Source organism: Flavobacterium kayseriense, assembly GCF_014305095.1.
GTDB lineage: Bacteria > Bacteroidota > Bacteroidia > Flavobacteriales > Flavobacteriaceae > Flavobacterium > Flavobacterium kayseriense.
This window is the reverse complement of record NZ_JACRUI010000002.1, coordinates 41,246-61,225: the sequence shown is the minus strand read 5'-3', so window position 1 is coordinate 61,225 and position 19,980 is coordinate 41,246. Positions and strand designations below refer to the sequence as shown.

14 protein-coding genes are annotated in these 19,980 nt (G+C 32.4%); 3 read left to right on the top strand and 11 right to left on the bottom strand.

The features are described from left to right. Positions 1 to 51: 51 nt before the first annotated feature. The 4 genes from H8R22_RS06580 to H8R22_RS06565 form a co-directional block, all read right to left on the bottom strand. A complete protein-coding gene (locus H8R22_RS06580; protein WP_187009661.1) occupies positions 52 to 1,452 on the bottom strand; it encodes an anthranilate synthase component I family protein in 1,401 nt (466 codons plus the stop codon). 317 nt (positions 1,453 to 1,769) lie between these two features. After that, positions 1,770 to 2,336 (bottom strand): YceI family protein, encoded by a 567-nt coding sequence (locus H8R22_RS06575; protein WP_187009660.1) that lies wholly within the window; start codon positions 2,334 to 2,336, stop codon positions 1,770 to 1,772. Positions 2,337 to 2,374: 38 nt separating this feature from the next. Next, positions 2,375 to 3,007 (bottom strand): NAD(P)H-dependent oxidoreductase, encoded by a 633-nt coding sequence (locus H8R22_RS06570; protein ID WP_187009659.1) that lies wholly within the window; start codon positions 3,005 to 3,007, stop codon positions 2,375 to 2,377. 9 nt (positions 3,008 to 3,016) lie between these two features. Further along, positions 3,017 to 3,472, bottom strand: a complete 456-nt coding sequence (locus H8R22_RS06565; RefSeq protein ID WP_187009658.1) for a MarR family winged helix-turn-helix transcriptional regulator — start codon at positions 3,470 to 3,472, stop codon at positions 3,017 to 3,019. 455 nt (positions 3,473 to 3,927) lie between these two features. Between H8R22_RS06565 and H8R22_RS06560 the strand changes: the two genes are divergently transcribed. Continuing rightward, complete coding sequence (locus H8R22_RS06560) at positions 3,928 to 8,046, top strand: PAS domain S-box protein (RefSeq protein WP_187009657.1); 4,119 nt, start codon at positions 3,928 to 3,930, stop codon at positions 8,044 to 8,046. 227 nt (positions 8,047 to 8,273) lie between these two features. Here the strand turns inward: H8R22_RS06560 and H8R22_RS06555 are convergent, their stop codons facing one another. The 4 genes from H8R22_RS06555 to H8R22_RS06540 all read right to left on the bottom strand — a co-directional run bounded on the left by H8R22_RS06555 (position 8,274) and on the right by H8R22_RS06540 (position 12,469). Then, positions 8,274 to 8,804, bottom strand: coding sequence for a hypothetical protein (locus tag H8R22_RS06555; RefSeq protein ID WP_187009656.1), 531 nt, complete (start codon positions 8,802 to 8,804; stop codon positions 8,274 to 8,276). Between the two features lie 106 nt (positions 8,805 to 8,910). Continuing rightward, a complete protein-coding gene (locus tag H8R22_RS06550; protein WP_187009655.1) occupies positions 8,911 to 9,681 on the bottom strand; it encodes a carboxypeptidase-like regulatory domain-containing protein in 771 nt (256 codons plus the stop codon). Between the two features lie 86 nt (positions 9,682 to 9,767). Then, the gene (locus tag H8R22_RS06545) at positions 9,768 to 11,687 is read right to left on the bottom strand and encodes a DEAD/DEAH box helicase (RefSeq protein ID WP_187009654.1); all 1,920 of its coding nucleotides are present in this window, start codon (positions 11,685 to 11,687) and stop codon (positions 9,768 to 9,770) included. Positions 11,688 to 11,893: 206 nt separating this feature from the next. Continuing rightward, positions 11,894 to 12,469, bottom strand: coding sequence for a non-canonical purine NTP diphosphatase (locus tag H8R22_RS06540; protein ID WP_187009653.1), 576 nt, complete (start codon positions 12,467 to 12,469; stop codon positions 11,894 to 11,896). Between the two features lie 429 nt (positions 12,470 to 12,898). Here H8R22_RS06540 and H8R22_RS06535 point away from each other — a divergent pair, with 429 nt between their 5' ends. Continuing rightward, positions 12,899 to 15,277: a hybrid sensor histidine kinase/response regulator gene (locus H8R22_RS06535; protein ID WP_187009652.1), complete on the top strand. Its 2,379-nt coding sequence runs from the start codon at positions 12,899 to 12,901 to the stop codon at positions 15,275 to 15,277. Here the strand turns inward: H8R22_RS06535 and H8R22_RS06530 are convergent. Further along, a complete protein-coding gene (locus H8R22_RS06530; RefSeq protein WP_187009651.1) occupies positions 15,274 to 16,071 on the bottom strand; it encodes an NYN domain-containing protein in 798 nt (265 codons plus the stop codon). The genes H8R22_RS06535 and H8R22_RS06530 overlap by 4 nt on opposite strands. A 281-nt stretch (positions 16,072 to 16,352) precedes the next feature. On the opposite strand from H8R22_RS06530, the gene H8R22_RS06525 reads away from it, so the two are divergent. Continuing rightward, positions 16,353 to 17,615, top strand: a complete 1,263-nt coding sequence (locus H8R22_RS06525; protein WP_187009650.1) for an aminotransferase class I/II-fold pyridoxal phosphate-dependent enzyme — start codon at positions 16,353 to 16,355, stop codon at positions 17,613 to 17,615. A gap of 234 nt (positions 17,616 to 17,849) precedes the next feature. Here the strand turns inward: H8R22_RS06525 and H8R22_RS06520 are convergent, their stop codons facing one another. Both H8R22_RS06520 and H8R22_RS06515 read right to left on the bottom strand, forming a co-directional pair. After that, positions 17,850 to 18,968, bottom strand: coding sequence for a GTP cyclohydrolase (locus H8R22_RS06520; protein WP_187009649.1), 1,119 nt, complete (start codon positions 18,966 to 18,968; stop codon positions 17,850 to 17,852). Between the two features lie 24 nt (positions 18,969 to 18,992). Continuing rightward, entirely contained in the window at positions 18,993 to 19,949 is a 957-nt protein-coding gene (locus H8R22_RS06515; protein ID WP_225875998.1) for a transporter, read from the bottom strand. Positions 19,950 to 19,980: the final 31 nt, after the last annotated feature.

Genomic DNA, 19,980 nt, shown 5'->3' with positions numbered 1-19,980 from the left:
TTTTAAGGAGAAAATAAATTTTTTAAAGTTCCCTCCTTTAAGAATTTATTATTAAATCTGTTCCGCTAAATCTAAAGCCGTATTTAATGCTCGTAATTTATTGTATACTTCTTGCATTTCGCTTTCTTCATTGGAGCTAGCCACAATTCCTGCTCCCGCCTGTGAATGTAATTGGTGATTTTTACTTAAAAAAGTACGAATCATTATGGCGTGATTAAAGTTGCCTTCAAAATCCATAAATCCTATTGCACCTCCATAAAAATTACGATTTGTTTTTTCGTACTCTTCAATTAGTTGTATGGCTCTGTGTTTTGGCGCTCCGCTTAATGTTCCGGCTGGAAAAGTATCTGCTACGACTTGCATAGTAGTTGCTTTTTCATGAAGGTAACCTGTAACTTTAGAAACAAGATGAATTACATGTGAAAAAAACTGAACCTCTCTATAACTTTCTACGTTTACTTGGTGTCCGTTTCTGCTCAAATCATTGCGAGCGAGGTCAACGAGCATCACATGTTCACTATTTTCTTTTTTATCCTCAGATAATTGTTTCGCTAATACAGCATCTTTTTCGTCGTCGCCAGTTCTTTTAAATGTTCCAGCAATTGGATGTATTTCGGCTTTTCTATCTTTAACGATGATTTGAGCTTCGGGTGAAGACCCAAATATTTTGAAATCGCCATAATCAAAAAAGAATAAATAGGGAGAAGGGTTAATACTTCGTAATGCACGATAAACGTTGAATTCATCTCCTTTAAAACCTTGAGTGAATCGTCTAGATAGCACTAACTGAAAAACATCTCCACGGAAACAATGTTTTTTTGCAAGAGCAACGTTGTGTTTAAATTCTTCATCAGTCAAATTAGAGAATCCATCACCAACTTTAGAGAATTTGTAGGATGGCAGGTTTCTAGATTGCATGAGCTGTTCAATCTCGGCAATATTATCAACACCTTCTAAGCTGTGACTAAAAATGTAGGCTTGGTTTTTAAAGTGATTGATGGCGATAATATTTTGATAAACTGCGTAGTAGATATCTGGAATAGTATTGCTGTTTTCTTTTTTTGCTATGGTGACTTTTTCAAAATAACGAACCGCATCATAGGAAATGTATCCAAATAAGCCATTGTTAATAAATTTAAAGTCATTTTTTTCAGATTTGAATTGGCTTGAAAATTCCTGAATAACAGTAGGGATATCAATAGAATCGTCAATTGTTATTAGTTCTGAAGTTCCATCAGGATACTGTTTAGTTATAATTTCGTTTTCTATTTTAATAGATGCAATAGGATTGCAACAGATGTAAGAAAAACTATTGTCGTTACCATGGTAATCACTACTTTCTAAAAGTAAACTATTAGGGAATTTGTCTCTAATTTTAAAATACAAGCTTACAGGAGTAATTGTATCTGCTAGTATTTGTTTGTATTTTGTTTTTAATGTAAATAGTTTCAAAGGAATAGTATTTAGGATTGATAGTGTTGTTCTTTGTTTTCTTAGCACAAAAAAAAGGCTTGTCGTCATGACAAGCCTTTTATAATTGTATCTAATAATACCATAGGAGCTCAGTTCACGACGTATGACGTAAATTGTTCCACCACCAAGTATTGTTTGTAATCGTTTTCATGCTACAAATATAAGGATGTATTTTATTTAATCAAACTTAAAAAATTAAAAATAAGAGTATTTTTTATAAAATTTGTTAGATTTTTTTGATAATAAAAAAACCCAACATATAATTGTTGGGTTTTAATTTTTAGTAAAGTATGGAATTAGAATTTCAAAGCAATCGCTAAGTCAAATTCATCAGATATCGCTTTGTCCCCAATTGAGCTAAAAATACTTGCTGAATTGTATTTGATGTCGTATTTTGTTCTGTCTACTTTGAAAGTAGATGTTGCAGTATTTCCATTTACTGTCATATCAAAAGATACTGGATTAGTAATTCCTTTAATTGTTAAATCAGCTACCGCACTGTATACGTTTTTGGATTTAGCCCCAATTTTTTTGATTACTAATGTTGCTGTTGGGTATTTTTCCGTTCCAAAGAAATCTTCTGATTTCAAGTGACCATTTAGTTTTCCTTGTGAATCTCCTTGAAGATCAGTTGCAGTTAATGAGGTCATATCAACAGTAAAAGTTCCTCCAACTAATTTAGTTCCCTTAAGAACAACCGCTCCATCTTTAAAATTAACCGTTCCGCTGTGCTCGCCAGTTACTTTTTTACCTACCCAGTTGATTGTACTCTTTGAAGCATCAATTTTTTTTGTTTGTGCTGTAGTAGTTGCTACTGAAAAAACTACTGCTAATGCTAATGCTACTGATTTTAAATTTTTCATTTTCTTAAATTTTAATTGTTGTAAAGTTTTGTTGTGAATTATAGTTGAATAAAAAGATCTTTTTCTGCTTTTCTAACTTTTTTAAAATGTTGTGTTTCATCTTCTTCATGACGGTATCCTATTGGTACTACTACAGATGCATTTAAGTTTAAAACACCTAATCCTAAAATTTCATTGTATTGCGCCGCGTTGAATCCTTCCATTGGTGTTGTGTCAATTTTTAACTCAGCTGCAGCATGCAATAAATTGGCCATAGCGATGTAAGTTTGTTTTGATGTCCAAATGTTCTTTAAGTCGTCAGCCATGGGATTAATGGTGCTTTTCATGAAACTACCGTAACCAGCTAACGCTTCTAAAGGAATTTCTCTTGTTGCACTTGTGTTTTCAAGGTATGCATCAATCTCTGCATCGCCCACATTAGTTTGATTTGCAAAAATGATTAAGTGCGACGCATCTACCACTTGCGTTTGCCCAAAAGAGGCCGGTAATAGTTTAGTTTTTAATTCGGTATTTTCAATAATCAATACTTTGTAAAGTTGTAATCCATACGAAGAGGCGCTTAAGCGAATTGCTTCTTTTAATATTTCTAAATCAGTAGCGCTTACTTTTTTATTGCTGTCAAATTTTTTTGTGGCATAACGCCAATTTTGGTTTTCTATAAATGTGTTCATAATGGTTTATTATTGATTTCTAAATTTTTCTAGTAAGGTATTAAGTTGCTTTTGTTCGTCGGTGTTCAGCCTTTTTGCTAGTGAACTATTGTGTTCGAGTACTTTTGGATCAAGTTGAATTAAAATGTCTAGTCCTTTTTGAGTAATCAAAACTTCAATTTTTCTTCTGTTTTCAGGACATACTTTACGTGTAACATATTCCTTTAGAAGTAATTTATCTACAAGTCTAGTTGTATTGCTTGTTCTTGCAATCATCCTTTCCTGGATCATCGACATATTAGCAGGGTTGCCTTTTTGTCCTCTTAAAATTCTTAAAACATTATATTGTTCTCCAGAGATATCATGAGGTTTTAAAATTTCATTAAACTTTTCATTAATTACATTTTGTGTATACATTATGTTCAAAATAATTTTATGATCATCAGCTAGTGTTACTGTTGATTTTATTACATCTTCAATTTTCATAATCATTTCTTATTTGTTGATACAAATGTAACACTTTTTTAATTTGTATATACAAATGTTTAACATTTTTTTTTGTTAAGCAGGATTAGATGCTATTAAGTAGATGTCGTGCATTATGGTTTTTGTTAGTTAGTATGAAAACAAAATTATCGGTTGTTTTAAAAATTTCTTTTTGTAATTTGTTCTATCATGTTGTAATCAGTTGATTTACATAATTTTGTAAATATATTTTTTTTATTTTTTGATGTGGGGATATTATTCTGCTAATTTTTATTGTGTTTTTTTGTATTTTACATGGTGAATTTTTAATCTTCAGACTTTATTTTGTCCTCTTTTTATAAAGATTTGTACTTAAATTACATAACTTTAATCTTTGTAAGTTTAAGTACAGAAATTATAAAAAATTATCGAGTACTACCTGAATTATACAAACTAAATAGTCTTACCTTTTATTTATGAATACTATTGAAGGAATGTCGTCTAGTGATGATTTGCTCAAAAAACCGCAGGATTCGGTGTTATCATCGAACCATCAATCTAGCTTAAAAAGACTGGTGTCTAATTTTGAGCTAAGTTTAAGATATTCAAAAGATTTTGCTTGCATTCTATCTTTTGATGGTTTATTTGAAGATGCAAATACTACTTTTATGTCGATTTTAGGATTTACGAAAGAGGAACTTTTAGGTACTACTTTTTTTGATTTGTTCGATCCACTTGAAAAAAGTACTTCTAAAGTTCTTTTTAATAAAATTGTTAGTGGAGAAACAAGTGATAGTATTAACAGTAAATGTGTAACAGCAAGAGCAGAAGTTCTAGAAATTGATTGGGTCGTTACAATTGTTGATGTCGAGGCCAATCTTGTTTATATCGTCGGTTATAATCGTTCAGTTTCTAAAGATTTAAATGTAATGAGTTCTCAAAATGAAGCTCGTTATCGTGCTTTACTTGAAAATGGAGATGGTATATTTACTCTTTTTAATGCAGAGACTAAGGTTTTGTTTAGAAGTCCTTCTTCCTTTCACACTAATGGTTATACTGATGAGGAATACTCTCAATTATCCGATGAAGAATATTATCATCCTGATTTTCTGCTTACGGTTAATGATAAAATTAAAGAAGCATTAGATAAACCGGGAATAGCGATTCCCATACTTTTTAGAGCTAAGCATAAAAAAGGAAATTATATTTGGTTAGAAGGTTATATAACTAATTATCTGTCAGATACCAATATTAACGGAATCGTTGCAGACTTTAGAGATGTCACAGAAAGCAAAATCGCAATTGAAACTTTGCGAAAGGAGCGGGATAAGTTTGCAAAAATAGCTGCTACATCAACTGGTATGGTTTATTCGATGCGTTTTACTGAGGAAGGCAATTTGTTTTTCTCCTATGCTAGCGATGCAATTAAAGATGTTTTCGGTTTTACTTTAAGTGAAATGAATAACAATACCGATGAGATATTTAATTTGATTCATAAAGATGATATCGATTTATTATTGACTAAGGTAAAAAAGACAAAGGAGGAATTAGTTCCTTTGAAAATGCAATATCGATACATGCACCCAATAAAAGGTATGGTTTGGCATGAGGTACATTCGTTACCGATTGTAGAGCAGGATGGAACGGTAATATGTCACGGTGTTGTAAATGATATTAGTAAATCAATTTTAGCCAGAGAAAAGATTAATAAAGCTAATCGACTTTATCTTTTTATAAGTCAGATCAATCAAATGATTGTTCGTACTAAGAATAAAGAGGAATTGTTTGAAGAGGCGTGTAGTATCGCCGTAGAATGTGGTCATTTTAAAATGGCATGGATAGGATTAGTAGATGAAGTCAAACAGCAAGTCTTGCCTGTTATGATTTCGGGTGAAGATAATAATTACCATTCAAGTATTAAAGTAATATCTACTGATCAAAGTAAGCCAGAAGGATGTGGTCCAGTTGGCAGAGCAATACGTTCTAGAGATGCTATTATTTGCAATGATATCGAAACTGATTCTAGCATGATTCCATGGAGGAAAAATGCTTTGGATAGAGGATACCTATCACTAATGACGTTGCCTATTTTTAGTTTTGGTAAGGTAATAGGTGTTTTTACTTTTTATGCAGATGAAAAAAACTTTTTTGATGCTGAGGAAATTGCATTGCTAACGGAAGCTACTGATGATGTTTCATTTGCTTTAGAATTGTTCGAAAAAGAAGAGAGAAGGAGAGCGGCAGAAGCTGCAATTTATGAGAGTGAAAAGCGATATCATACACTGACGGAGGTGTCTCCTGTAGGTATTTTTCGAACAGATGCAACAGGGTATACAACATACGTTAATTCAAGATGGTGTGAAATATCAGGCTTCACATTTCAAAAAGCGATTGGTGATGGTTGGCTAGATGCTGTACATCCTGATGACAAAATAGTGATCTTTGAAGATTGGAAAAGAGCGGCTTCAGAGCAAGAAATTTCAATTTCTGAATACCGCTTTTTACGAGAGGATGGAACAATTATCTGGGTAATGGGTCAAGCCATTATGGAAAGGAATTCAGAGAATGAGATCGTAGGTTATGTGGGTACGATAACTGATATTACCGCTCGTAAATTAGCAGAAGAGGAGTTCAAAAAAATAAATAAAAAGATGGAGGCTATAATTGAAGCTATTCCTGATCTTATGTTCGAAGTTAGTTTAGATGGCACTTTTCATAATTATTATTCTAATCGTAACGATTTACTCTTATTACCGCCTGAAAAGTTTTTAAACAAAAATATTTTAGATGTATTTCCTAAAGAGGCGGCACAAGCTTCTATGCTTGCTCTAAAAGAGGCTTCAGAAAATGGGGTCTCTACAGGAATTCAATATAAATTGAAATTGCCTACAGGTGAATTTTGGTTTGAGTTGTCTATTGCGCCTATGGAAAGTAGCGATGATGAGATAGCTCATTTTATTTGTTTAGCTAGAGATATAACCACCGCAAAAAAAGGAGATGAAGCTTTATTAAACAGCGAGAAGCGATACAAGGGTCTTCTCAATAATTTAGAGGCTGGAATAGTTGTTCATGCAAGTGATGGTAAAATCTTAAAGTACAATAAAAAAGCAACTCAACTTTTAGGTATGACTTCACAAAACCTTGTAGGTAAAGATATCCATTATGAAGAATGGCAATTTATTAATGAGGATGAATCAGTGATGGTGTCTAAGGATTACCCAATCTCAAAAATTTTAAAATATAAAAAAGCGATTAATAAATTCACCATGGGTAGGTGGCATTCAGCAACGGGAAAAATTGTATGGGTTTTAGTGAGTGGTTACCCAATGTTAAATGAATTTAATGAAATAACAGAAGTGGTAATTAGTTTCATTGATATCAGTGAACAAAAAATCATGGAAAATGAAATTATAACGGCAAAGGAGTTGGCAGAAGCAGCTAATAAAGCAAAAACAGATTTTCTAGCAAATATGAGCCACGAAATCAGGACGCCTCTAAATGGAATAATTGGTTTTACTGATTTATTGATGAAAACAGACCTTAGTGCAAATCAATTTGAGTATTTATCGACAGTGAATGAATCCGCTAATTCACTAATGCATATTGTGAACGATGTGCTAGATTTTTCCAAGATTGAATCAGGTAAATTAGAACTTAATCCAGAAAAAATAGATTTGTTTGAGCTACTTAATCAGACAAAGGATATGTTTAAGTATTTAGCTATTCAAAAAAATATTGGTTTAATCTTGGTTATAGATGATAGTACTCCACAGTATGTCGAAGCTGATTCTTTTAGACTAAAGCAAGTTTTAGTGAATTTACTGAGTAATGCTCTTAAATTCACTCTTAAAGGGGAGGTTAAATTAAGCGTTAGTGCAACTGTAAGTACAGAAGGAGATTGCTTCGATATTCTGTTTTCAGTAAAAGATACTGGAATTGGAGTAAAAGACGATAGTAGCAAGAAAATATTTAGTTCTTTTGTACAAGAGGATAACTCAACAAGCAGAAAATTTGGTGGTACAGGTTTAGGATTAGCAATTTCAAACCAGCTATTGCAACTGATGAATAGCAAGCTTCAGTTAGCAAGTGTACATGGTGAGGGCAGTGATTTTTTCTTCACTATTAAATTAAAAAAAGTAAAAGAAAGTATAGGTTTAATGAACGATAATAACAGTAAAAATACAATTGTGAATGATGTTAAGCAGCTTCAAGATTTGGAAAGCAAGAAAATTTTAATTGTAGAAGATAATAAAATAAACATGTTTTTGGCTAGGACTTTGGTGAAACGTGTTTTTCCAAATTGTATTTTGATAGAAGCCATAGATGGTGCGGTTGCGGTAGAAGCATTTAAAAATGAATCTCCGGATCTTATCTTAATGGATGTTCAGATGCCAAATATGAATGGTTACGAAGCTGCGACCGAAATAAGAGCAATAGAGAAAAACTCTAGAACTCCTATTATCGCAGTAACAGCAGGTATTTTAATTGGTGAGAAAGAAAAATGTTTTGAATCAGGAATGGATGATTACATGCCTAAACCTATCACTATTGCTGATTTAGAGAGATTATTTTGTAAATGGTTAAAAAGAGATTAGTCTCTTTTAGGGCTATTTTTTTTATCTCTTTTCTCTTCTTTTTTTTCCTTTGCAGTTTTAAGGGGTTCTTTTTTTTGTGTTTTTTTAGCGTCTTGACTTTTTGCCATGGTTTTTTAATTTATAGTTAGTTAATCGTATGTTATGCATAACATATTTGTTCTGTTAGAATAAAAGAGCAAATTGGTGTTTTATTTTTATAAAAGGTGAATTGCACTTTGGTTTTAAATTTACTGTTTTAGACTATAGAGTATTTTTTGAAAATCAGTTTTAAATTTCTCTTTATTTTCTAAATTAGTCCATGATAATATTTTGTAAAAATGTGATTTTGTTTCTGCAATTCCTACTAAGTAATATACATCAATTTTCAGTTCTTTGTCATAGTATGACACATCATACTCGGCAAAATTGATATTGTTTTTTGTTGTAAATATTGGTTTGCTACTAGTTCTCTTTTCTTCGTCTTTTATAAAGTCTGCTTCAAATTCTTCTTGGAACTCTTGAAGTGATGTATAAAAAATATCAGCGATAGTTAATTCTTCTTTACTATCTTCAATCACTATAGTATAAATATCCTTTACACTATTTTTATATTGTACTGTCGCTACATCATTTAGTCCAATGGTACGCGTCATATAGTCAGGTATGCTAATGTCAAAAATGTTTCCTGCTTTTTGTACATTAAACTTGGTTTGACTTTTAGCAGCGACTGAGAATAATGTGATGCTTATAACAGTTAAAACTGCAAATAGATTTTTCATTTTATAAATAATTAATTTTAACGAAGATATAAATAATTTTTTAAGATATTCTTTACTAATCCATACTGATTTTATAGATAGTTTTTGACTTGCAAGTAGATAAGAATTACCTTTTTTTAAGGATTTTATATTCTTCATAACAACCACTTATGGCATCCATTATTTGGAGGTCGTTAGCTGTTTTTATAAAAGACTCAGAGTAGTTACATCGTTGTAATATTTCAGGTATATCTTTTTTATCTATTCCTAATAATACTGCTAATGTTTCTCTATCAAATTTGGATTCCAATAGATTACGAACGGTGTCGTCTTTCTTCATCTCCTTCAATTTTTTTAATTCCTTAGGGTTTTTTCCAAAGAAATTATAAAGCATATCGGCGGGGTTAAAAATAGAACCTAGCACTTTGCCAAAAGCACCAGCTGAATTTTGGCCTGCTTCATATCCAGAGGTTAATCCTGAAATACTGTATCGATAATTTTCTTTAGTCGGAATTGTTTTGGAGTCTACTTCTAAGTAACCAGTTAAGTTAAAGGGACGAATGACTACTTCTTCAAGAGCTATTGCTTTTTCGGTTAGAAAAATTTTAGCAACTTTATTCTTAATCCAGTCATTTGTTACTTTCACGCGTAAGGATTGAAAACCTAGTAAGGAAAGGTGAAGAGTATCTGAAGGATGTACATCAATTTCAAAATAACCTTCAGAGTTTGTTCTTGCGCCTCTTACTTTATTTATATTAATGACATTTACATTTGCTAAAGCAGTCTTAGTATTATCGTTATATAGATAACCAGTAACTTTTTGTGAATGTAAGGCTTCCTGTGCAGTAGCGACAGAGAAGGTAAGTGTTAAAAAAAAGAAAACTACAAAATATTTCATATACTGATTTAAAACTTTAAAAGTAGTAAAACAAGATTAAATATTTTGTAGTTTCTTAGTATTATTATAAGAAAATTAACTAAATGTTAGTCTCTTCTTGGTCTTCTTGGTCTAGGTGAGTCACCATGGCTTTCTGAGCGTCTAGGTGCTCTGTCTGATGATCCTTCACTTCTAGGTGCAGAACTTCTTCCTCCAAAACCACCTTCACGTGGAGCAGAACTTCTTCCTCCAAAACCGCCCTCTCTTGGTGCGTTTCTGTCAGATCTAAATCCACCGCCAGATCCTTCTCTTCTTGGTGCGAAGTTTCCTTCTCTTCTTGGAGCTGAACTTCTTCCACCACCAAAACTTCCGCCAGAACTTCTACCATTGTGATCACGTCTTCCGCCACCATCATTTTTAGAAATTTCAACATTGATACGACGACCTTCTAATTGTACGTTGTTCAATACTTCCATTACTTTGTCAGTATGTTCTGGGTCAGTATTAAAGAAAGAGAATCCTTCTTTTACATCTACTTTAAATACGTCATCACGACCTAAGTCTAATGTTTCTTTTAAGTAATCTTTTAATGACATCCAGTCGAAATTATCTCTAGAACCAATGTTCACGAAATATCTTGTTGCGCCACCATTATTGTTTTCTCTAGGTTCTCTATCATCGCTTCTTTCACGTCTTTCACCTGATTGAGAAGATAGGTCTCTAGTTTTTTTATAGTAATTGATAAAACGATTAAATTCTACTGAAACCATTTTCTTAATCAATTCTTCTTTTGATAAATCTTCAAGAACATTGTTGATAGCTGGTAAGTAGTTGTCAATTTCATGATCAACTTCAGTATCTTTAATTTTAGTTGCTAAATGCAATAATTGAATCTCACAAATTTCAATACCTGAAGGAATTGTTTTTTCTTCAAATTTTTGCTTGATAATTCTCTCGATAGAAGAGATTTTACGCAATTCACTTTTAGTTACGATTACAATAGAGGTACCTAATCTACCAGCACGACCTGTTCGTCCTGAACGGTGATTGTAAGTTTCTATTTCGTCAGGAAGTTGGTAGTTTACTACGTGAGTAATATTATCAACATCAATTCCACGTGCAGCAACGTCAGTAGCAACAAGCATTTGAATTTGACGACCTCTAAATGACTTCATTACGCCATCACGTTGTGCTTGAGATAAATCTCCATGCAATGCAGCAGCGCTGTATCCATCTTCAACCAATTTCTCAGCAACAGCTTGTGTATCACGTTTTGTTCTACAAAAAACTACTGAGAAGATGTCTGGATTAGCATCAGCTAAACGTTTCAAAGCTTCGTAACGATCACGAGCGTTTACTAAGTAAAATTCGTGAGATACTGTTGCTGAACCTGAGTTCTTAGCTCCTACTGTAACTTCAACAGGGTCAGTCATAAATTGCTTTCCTATACGTGCTACTTCAGCAGGCATTGTTGCAGAAAACAACCATGTGTTTTTATCGTCTGGTGTTGTAGATAAAATATTAACAATGTCTTCATAGAATCCCATGTTTAACATTTCATCTGCTTCGTCAAGAATACAATAGTTGATTCCAGTAATATTTACCAGACCTCTATTAATCATGTCTTGCATTCTTCCAGGAGTTGCTACAATAATTTGTGCTCCTCTTTTAATGTCTCTTGCTTGTTCTGTAATGCTAGCCCCGCCGTAAACTGCTACCACATTAATACCTTTTTCGTATTTAGAGTAGTTTTTAAGTTCGTTAGTAATCTGCAAACATAACTCACGCGTTGGAGATAAAATCAATGCCTGAGTATTTCTGTTGTTGGCATCAATTTTTTGGATAACTGGAAAACCAAAAGCTGCCGTTTTCCCTGTCCCTGTCTGAGCCAACGCAACCATATCTGTATCTTTTTCCAATAATAGGGGAATCGCTTTCTCCTGTACTTCGCTCGGATTCTCAAATCCTAGATCTAAAATCGCTTTCAGTAACGATTCACTCAATCCTAATTGTTCAAATTTATTCATATGTATTTTTAAAATAGGGTGCAAAATTACTCTAAATTATTCATATAAACTAATGGAATGTTAAGATTTAATGTTTTGTTAGTGTTTGATTATCAAAAAGTTGTATTTTATTTTTTTGATTCTATTTTGATGATAGGTAAATTTAATTGCCAAAAGAAGTTAGGTAATTGTTTTTTTATGCAAAAAATAATGATTTTCATTACTTTTTACAATGTGTTCAAATAATTAAGTAATTGGTGTGTCGCTTTTCCTCTATGGCTTATTGTGTTTTTAACAATTGCAGATAGTTGCGCAAAAGTTTCTGTGTATTCATTTGGTTGGAAAATAGGGTCGTACCCAAAGCCTCCTGTTCCTGTTTTTTCTAATTTAATATGTCCTTTTGCTATTCCTGTAAATAGTTGTTGTGTTCCTTTATAATTAAGCGCAATTACTGTTTTAAATTGTGCGCTTCTGTCATTTTTATCAGATAGATCGCTAAGTAATTTATTCATGTTGTCGTCGGAATTTTTTTGTTCTCCTGCATATCTCGCGGAGTAAACTCCCGGTTCACCATTTAATGCTGTTACTTCCAGGCCAGTGTCATCAGCAAAACAATCGTAACCAAATTTTTCTGTAACATAATTTGCTTTCAGTATAGCATTTCCTTCTATCGTATCTGCGGTTTCTGGAATATCTTCGAAGCAACCTATACTTTCTAAGCTTAATATAGTGATATTGCTAGGTAGCATGCTTTGAAGTTCAGCTATTTTGTTTTTGTTATTGGAAGCAAAGACAAGTTTCATATTTTTTTTTTGAGTTTAATTACAAATATAGGTTTTATTACTATTTAATATCTCGATGGATATTTAGGTATTTGATAAAGCATATTTTTTTTGATTATTTAATGTAGCGTTTTTTACCATGTTACTTTATCTTATTTTAATTTTGTTTCATTTTTATTTTTTTATTCTTATTTCGACAAACTTTATAATCTTATATAACGTAGGTGCTTTATGAGTATTAAAGTTGAATATAGGGTTATAGGATTTTTTTGATTAAATAATTATATTGTCTTCAGTGTGCGTTTTATTTCAATTACTGAATGGCAAAATTTGATTATTTTTTGTTTTAAATTTTGATACCTTAACAAAAATAATTCTATCTTTCGACTCCTTGAATTCTGAGTATAGTTTTTAATGATTCTTAATGCGCCCCATTTTTAACCTATAGATATGCATAACAATACCCATATTGCCAAGATTATTCTTGGAGTTTTGTTTTTTTTATCCTTTTCAAAAACTTATTGTCAGTTTGTATTTAAGGCAGACGCTTTACCAAATAAGGTTTCTTTGCATAATCATACGTTCTTAGCAGATGTAGGAGACAAGGAGTTAGATGTTGAATATGTTGCAAATAATTTTGAAACCTTAAATCCTATAAATTTTAAATACACTACTGATTATCTTGGGTTCACTGAAAGTCATTTTTGGTCACTGACAAAGATTGTTAATAATACTAATGCTGAATTGCATTATTATCTGGAAACGGCAAGACCTATTACTAATCTAGTCGAATTATACATTGTCGATCTTGAGAGTGGAGAAATAACCAAGGAAATTAGTGGAGATGGCATCGCTTACAAAGATCGTAGTCATCCCAATCGTAGAAGTATTTTTGATTTGAGGATAAAGCCTAATGCTAATTTAAATTTATTTTTACATGTTAAAAGCGATGGCGAAGTACTAAAACTGCCACTTACTCTATATTCAGCTGATGGTTTTGTTGAGATGAATTCCATGGAGCAGTTCCTTTTTGGTATCTTCTACGGTATCTTGTCTATCGTTGCGATTATTTATTTATTTTTCTTTTTCGCTTTAAATGAATCCACATTTTTATATTACTCTTTGTATGTAATCTCTGTAGGACTTTTGCAATTTGCTTTGGATGGTTTTTTCTTTCAGTACGTTACACCTTCTGGAGGTTGGTTTTCGAATCATGCGGTATTGTTTTTTGCTATAATTGGTGCTTTTTTATCAGGGAAATACAGTGAAGTTTTTTTGAATATCAAAACACACAGTAAAGCGCTTTACCGTTTGTTTAATGTGAGTTATATTTTGTTAGCTGTTTTGCTGTTTTTCTCTGCACTTGTCCCGGCCGCTTTGCCCTATTGTTACAAGATTGTTAATTTGCTCGTTCTCGTTTTTTTACTTCTGATTATTTTTTCAATTGTATATTTGTATGTTAAAAAGAAGCCAATTGATACTTTTTTTACAATAGGAATCTTTTTTTTAATATTTGGCTTTGGCGTTTTTATTCTCAATAATCTTGGATTAATAGAGAACACCTTTACCACTCAAAATAGTTCAAAAATTGGAACCGGTTTAGAACTTATTTTCCTGTCTCTTTCCATGTCCAACTTAATTCGGAATTTAAAAAACGAAAAAAACGAGTTGTATAGATTAGCTTTAGTTCGATCTCAAGAGATGAATGATTTAAAATCTTATTTTTTATCAAATATTAGTCATGAGCTAAGAACTCCTCTTAACGCGATTATGAATCTAATTGATTCCATTTCGACAGAGGTCAAAGATGATAACATTAAGAATAATTGCAGGGTTATTAAATATTCGTCGCAAACTTTGCTTAGTTCGGTTAATGATATTCTAGATTTTTCTAAAATTGAGAAAAATGAATTACAGCTTGATAGAATTCCCTTTAATGTAGCTTCGCTTTTAGATGACATTGTAATTAGTGCACAAAATAGAGCTTCAGAAAAAGGTTTGGATTTTGTATTTTCTAAACCTGATCTGCTTCCGGAACTTCTTGTAGGTGACGAGATGAGATTGTCTCAAATTATTAATAATTTAATTAACAATGCGATAAAATTCACATCTGAAGGTTTTGTTTTATTTAAAGTCGAAAATAAAAAGCTTTTAGGTACTAAAGTTAGCCTTATGCTTACCGTTGAGGATTCAGGTGTGGGTATTGCAGAAGATAAGATTGCTAGAATTTACGATTCTTTCTCCCAGAACTCAATAGATAATTCACGGAAATTTGGGGGTTTAGGTTTGGGACTATACATAGTAAAAACTTTGGTTGATAAGCAGTCAGGTAGTATCGAGGTAAAAAGTAATCTTGAGAAGGGTACTACTTTTTCTGTTTGCCTTGAATTTGATACCGCTAAGAAAAAGCAAGAACCCATAATCGCAGTAGAGGTCGCAGAGGTATGTGATTTGGGTGGTAAAACTATTTTAGTGGTCGAGGATAATTCCGTTAATCAAATGGTTATTAAAATGATCACCAAAAAATGGTTAAATACAACTATGATATACGTAATGAATGGTCAAGAAGGCCTTGATGCATTTAAAGATCACGAAATTGACTTAGTTCTAATGGATTTGCAAATGCCAGTAATGGATGGATACGAAGCAACAATAGCTATAAGAAATGGTGCTGTAGGTGCTAATAACGCCTCTATTCCAATCATTGCAGTTACAGCTGATGTAATGGAAGGGACCAAATTGCGAACTAAGGAAATAGGGATGAACAATTATATCTCTAAACCTCTTAAAAAAGAGCTTTTGTATAAAATTGTAAAGGAGTTGATTTAACTGTAGCGCAAGCGTACAAAAACGTGTTTGATACCTTTTTTGTCTGATTCTCTTTCATCAATTTCAAGAATATCAGTTAGCGTTTTTAACATTGGCGTAAGTTTTACGAAACCATAATTTCGAGGGTCAAACTCTGGTTTTTTCTTTACAATATAATTTCCTACATCGCCAAGAAATGCCCAGCCATCGTCATCACCAATATCTTCAATAGTTGATTCTATCAATTCAATAGTCGGCTCGTCTATTTTGTTTAACGGCTTTTGAGTAGGCTTCTCTGTTGTTTTAACAGTTGTTTTTTCGACTGTCTTCTTCGGATCGGTATTTTGCTTAGGGGTTTTTTTCTTGATGGCACCGTCTAAGACCTCTATAAATATGAAACGATCACAGGCGCTTATAAAAGGTTTTGGTGTTTTTTGTTCACCTATTCCTATTACTTTCATACCCGCTTCTCTTAAACGAATAGCTAAACGCGTGAAATCACTGTCGCTTGAAACAATACAAAACCCATCTAATTTTCCGGTATATAATAAATCCATCGCATCAATAATCAATGCTGAATCTGATGAGTTTTTACCAGATGTATAACTGTACTGTTGTATTGGAGTAATAGCATGCTCTAATAAAACGCCTTTCCAACCACTGGCATTCGGACGGGTCCAATCAGCATAAATACGCTTTGTTGTGGGTGTTCCAAATTTAGTTATTTCTTCCATCATCCCTTTCACGTTACTGTAAGGAACATTATCGGCATCAATCAGTACGGCAAGTTTAAGTTCTTTAGTTATTTGAGGCATAAAGTACAGTGTATATTTTTTTCAAAGATACAAAGTTTAATCGAAAATATTTTGACTGCCATAAAGTAGATTTGTCTAAGGGTAAATAAGAGGATGTATGGCAACACTTTTTTTCATCGACTATAATTCCTTTATATTTTAGGAAATGATTTAATGATATATTGCTTTAATCTAAAAGCTAACGGCCGTTAATGAAAAATAATTAAACTTTAGGTACTTTTATAAAATTTAAATAATTATTTTTGCGACTTCTTAAAATTAAAATTATTACATAATATATTATGGTAAAGGATTTATTCGAAAGAATTCAAAACAATAAAGGGCCATTAGGAAAATGGGCTTCACAAGCTGAAGGTTATTTTGTGTTTCCTAAATTAGAAGGAGAACTAGGGCCAAGAATGAAGTTTCATGGAAAGGATATTTTGAATTGGAGTATAAATGATTATTTAGGTCTTGCTAATCACCCAGAAGTTCGTAAAGCTGATGCTGATGCCGCTTTAGAGTATGGAGCAGCTTATCCTATGGGTGCTCGTATGATGAGTGGTCACACATCTTATCACGAGCAATTAGAAAATGAATTAGCAGCATTCGTCAAAAAAGAGTCAGCTTATTTATTGAATTTTGGATACCAAGGAATCATGTCTTGTATTGATGCTTTAGTAACTAAAAACGACATCATTGTATATGATGTTGATGCTCATGCCTGTATCATTGATGGTGTTCGTTTGCACATGGGAAAACGTTTTACATATAAGCATAACGATCTTGAAAGTATGGAAAAAAACCTGCAACGTGCTACAAAAATGGCTACGGAAACAGGAGGAGGGATACTCTTTATTACAGAAGGTGTTTTTGGAATGCGTGGACAACAAGGTAAGTTAACTGAAATCGTTGCTTTGAAAGAAAAGTATAATTTCCGTTTATTAGTTGATGATGCTCACGGATTTGGAACTCTTGGTAAAACAGGAGCTGGGGCAGGAGAAGAGCAAGGATGTCAGGACGGAATAGATGTTTACTTTTCTACATTTGCAAAATCGATGGCTAGTATTGGTGCTTTTTTAGCCGCTGATAAAGATATAATTGATTACCTAAAATACAACTTGCGTTCACAAATGTTTGCAAAAGCTTTACCAATGATTCAAACTATTGGAGCATTGAAGAGATTGCAATTGTTAAGAGATAATCCAGGTTTAAAAGATAAACTTTGGGAAAATGTAGATGCATTACAAAGTGGATTAAGAGAAAAAGGGTTTAATATTGGTGATACAAACACTTGCGTAACGCCTGTTTATCTTGAAGGATCTATACCAGAGGCAATGATTATGGTAAATGATCTAAGAGAGAATTATAATATTTTCCTATCGATTGTTGTTTACCCAGTTATTCCTAAAGGAATTATTTTGCTTAGAATGATCCCTACTGCTTCTCATACATTATCTGATATTGATGAAACACTTACTGCTTTTGAAGCAATACGTGAAAAATTAATTGGAGGAACTTATAAAGAGATAGCCGCTAGAACTAAGGTAGACTTAGACGCATAGCTAAATTTTACTCTAAATATAAAAAACCATTTACATCCGTAAATGGTTTTTTTTTGTTTTTTATTAATTTGAAGCTCACGAATTAAAACTTAAAAATAGTATAATAATATAATATTTTCTACACATTCAAATTTAATTTCGCAATTCTATTTTAATTTTTTTTAAGAATAAGCCTTAAAAAGCAATTCGCTTTTTAAGGTATGATCCCTAGTTTAGGGTTTTGTAGTTCTTTAATTACAACTTTAATTTAAAAGTTTTCCTTCTACAAATGATTTTTGGATCAAAATTTTTCCAGATCGCATGTATGGCATGATTGTCTGCAAGTTCAGGTGTTCTAATGCAATTTTCAATTCCTTTCTCTGTAAAAGTAGTGTGGTATTCCTTAAAGATAATAGCATGCGCTCCTTTACTTTGATAATCAGGATGAACACCAATTAAGTAAAAACATACATCTTTACTGTTACTGCGAGCGTTTAATAGGTGATAAAACCCAAAAGGGAATAATTTACCATTTGCCTTTTGTAATGCTTTAGAAAAGCTTGGCATTACAATGGCAAAAGCTACTAAGTTATGCTCTTTGTCTTCAACAAATTTAATGTACTCAGGATTGATGAAACTAATATATTTTTTCTTGAAATACTCTTTTTGGATATCTGTAATAGGTACAAAAGAAGATAAACTCGCATAAGAGGCGTTAAATAGATCAAACATTTTATCTACATAAGGCAAAACATCTTTAGTTTTTTTAAAGTTCAACTCTTTTAAACTATACCGTCTTTTTATTAACTCTTGCGCTTTGTCAAAATGCTCTAATTTTACATTTTCGAAAGGAAATTTACTTTCGATATATTCTTTCTCGGTTACATAGCCTAATTTTTCAAAATGAGTAGCGTAATATGGATGATTGTACCAAGTAATCATTGTACCAAGTTGGTCGAAGCCTTCGGTTAATACTCCAACCTTATCAAGGTTAGAGAAGCCCATAGGACCTTCTACATATTCTAAATTATTTTTTCGTCCTAATTCATATACTTTCTCTAAAAGAGCTTTAGTCACTTCAATGTCATTGATCACATCAAACCAACCAAAACGGACTTTCCTTTTTTGTTGGTCATTAACTTCGCTCCAATTTACTATAGCTGTTATTCTACCAGCTATTTCATTGTTTTTATAGGCAATATAAAAGTAAGCTTCGGCATTTTCAAAGGCTGGATTTTTGGTTTTATCAAATGACTCTAATTCATCAGCAATAATAGGTGGTACCCAAAATTCATTGTTTTTATACAACGAAAATGGAAATTTAATATATTCTGTTAGTTCCTTTTTAGTTTTTGCTTCTTTTATCGTAATCATTATATATTTTTAAGATGTATTTTGTTATTCGATTGCGTCTTTGCGTTTTTTGTCTCTCTTTTCAACTTTTTTTTCAGATTTAGATTTTTTTCTCCCGCCTTTATCTAAGCTCATTCTTACCTCCTTGTAGTTGGCATCATAGCGCCATGAAAAACCAATTCCTCCATAAAGCACAGTAGGAGTGTCTTTAAAGTTTCGGCTGATTGAAGCATCTATTTGCATGTCTTTACTCAATAAGAATGCGGCTCCACCACGAACTATAGCATCGCTATAAAAATCACTTTTGTAGCCTTGGTTTTCAATAAATCCAGACCATTTTTCATTTATTCCTTTTGTTAGCGTTATAGCGTATCCATAACTAGGAAAGTCTGTAGTTATGTAATCAGCGATAATGTTAGTTACGAATACCCATGATCCATCGCCTAAATGGTTTTGAGTAATCAACATTACTTTTGGTGAAATATTTGCGTCCGTAGAAAAGGAATAAGGATTGTTTTTCATGGTAAAATTTGCTCCAGCATAAATTGAAACAGCAGGCACTAATTGTCGCCAATTAAATTTTTGGTTGGCCTTCCAACTGTATATGTTAATCTTCTTTTCATAATTTTTAAAGGGATCGTAAATCAAATATTTTGCACCTAAAACGGTTTGCTTTAGTCCAGCTTTTGTGGTAGTGCTAAAGTCGGTGATGTAGTCCGCATTTTGATATTGTATATTACCTACAAGCTCCAAGCGTTCCATAAAAGCACCATATCGCAAAGTTAAATCGGCACCAAAGCCTTTTGCATCATAGCCCAGTAATGAATGATTTTCATGTATTGCAAATAATCCCGTTTCTACTTGAATTACTGATTTTCCCACAGCAAACGCTGACATTGTTACTCCTGGTCTATTGGAATTTATTTGATCTGTATGTTGTGCGTTGCTTAAACTAGTAAACATAACAAGTACACAAATGGATATAAAATTTAATTTTGACATATATTTTATTTCAGTTTAAAAGGTTTTGCAC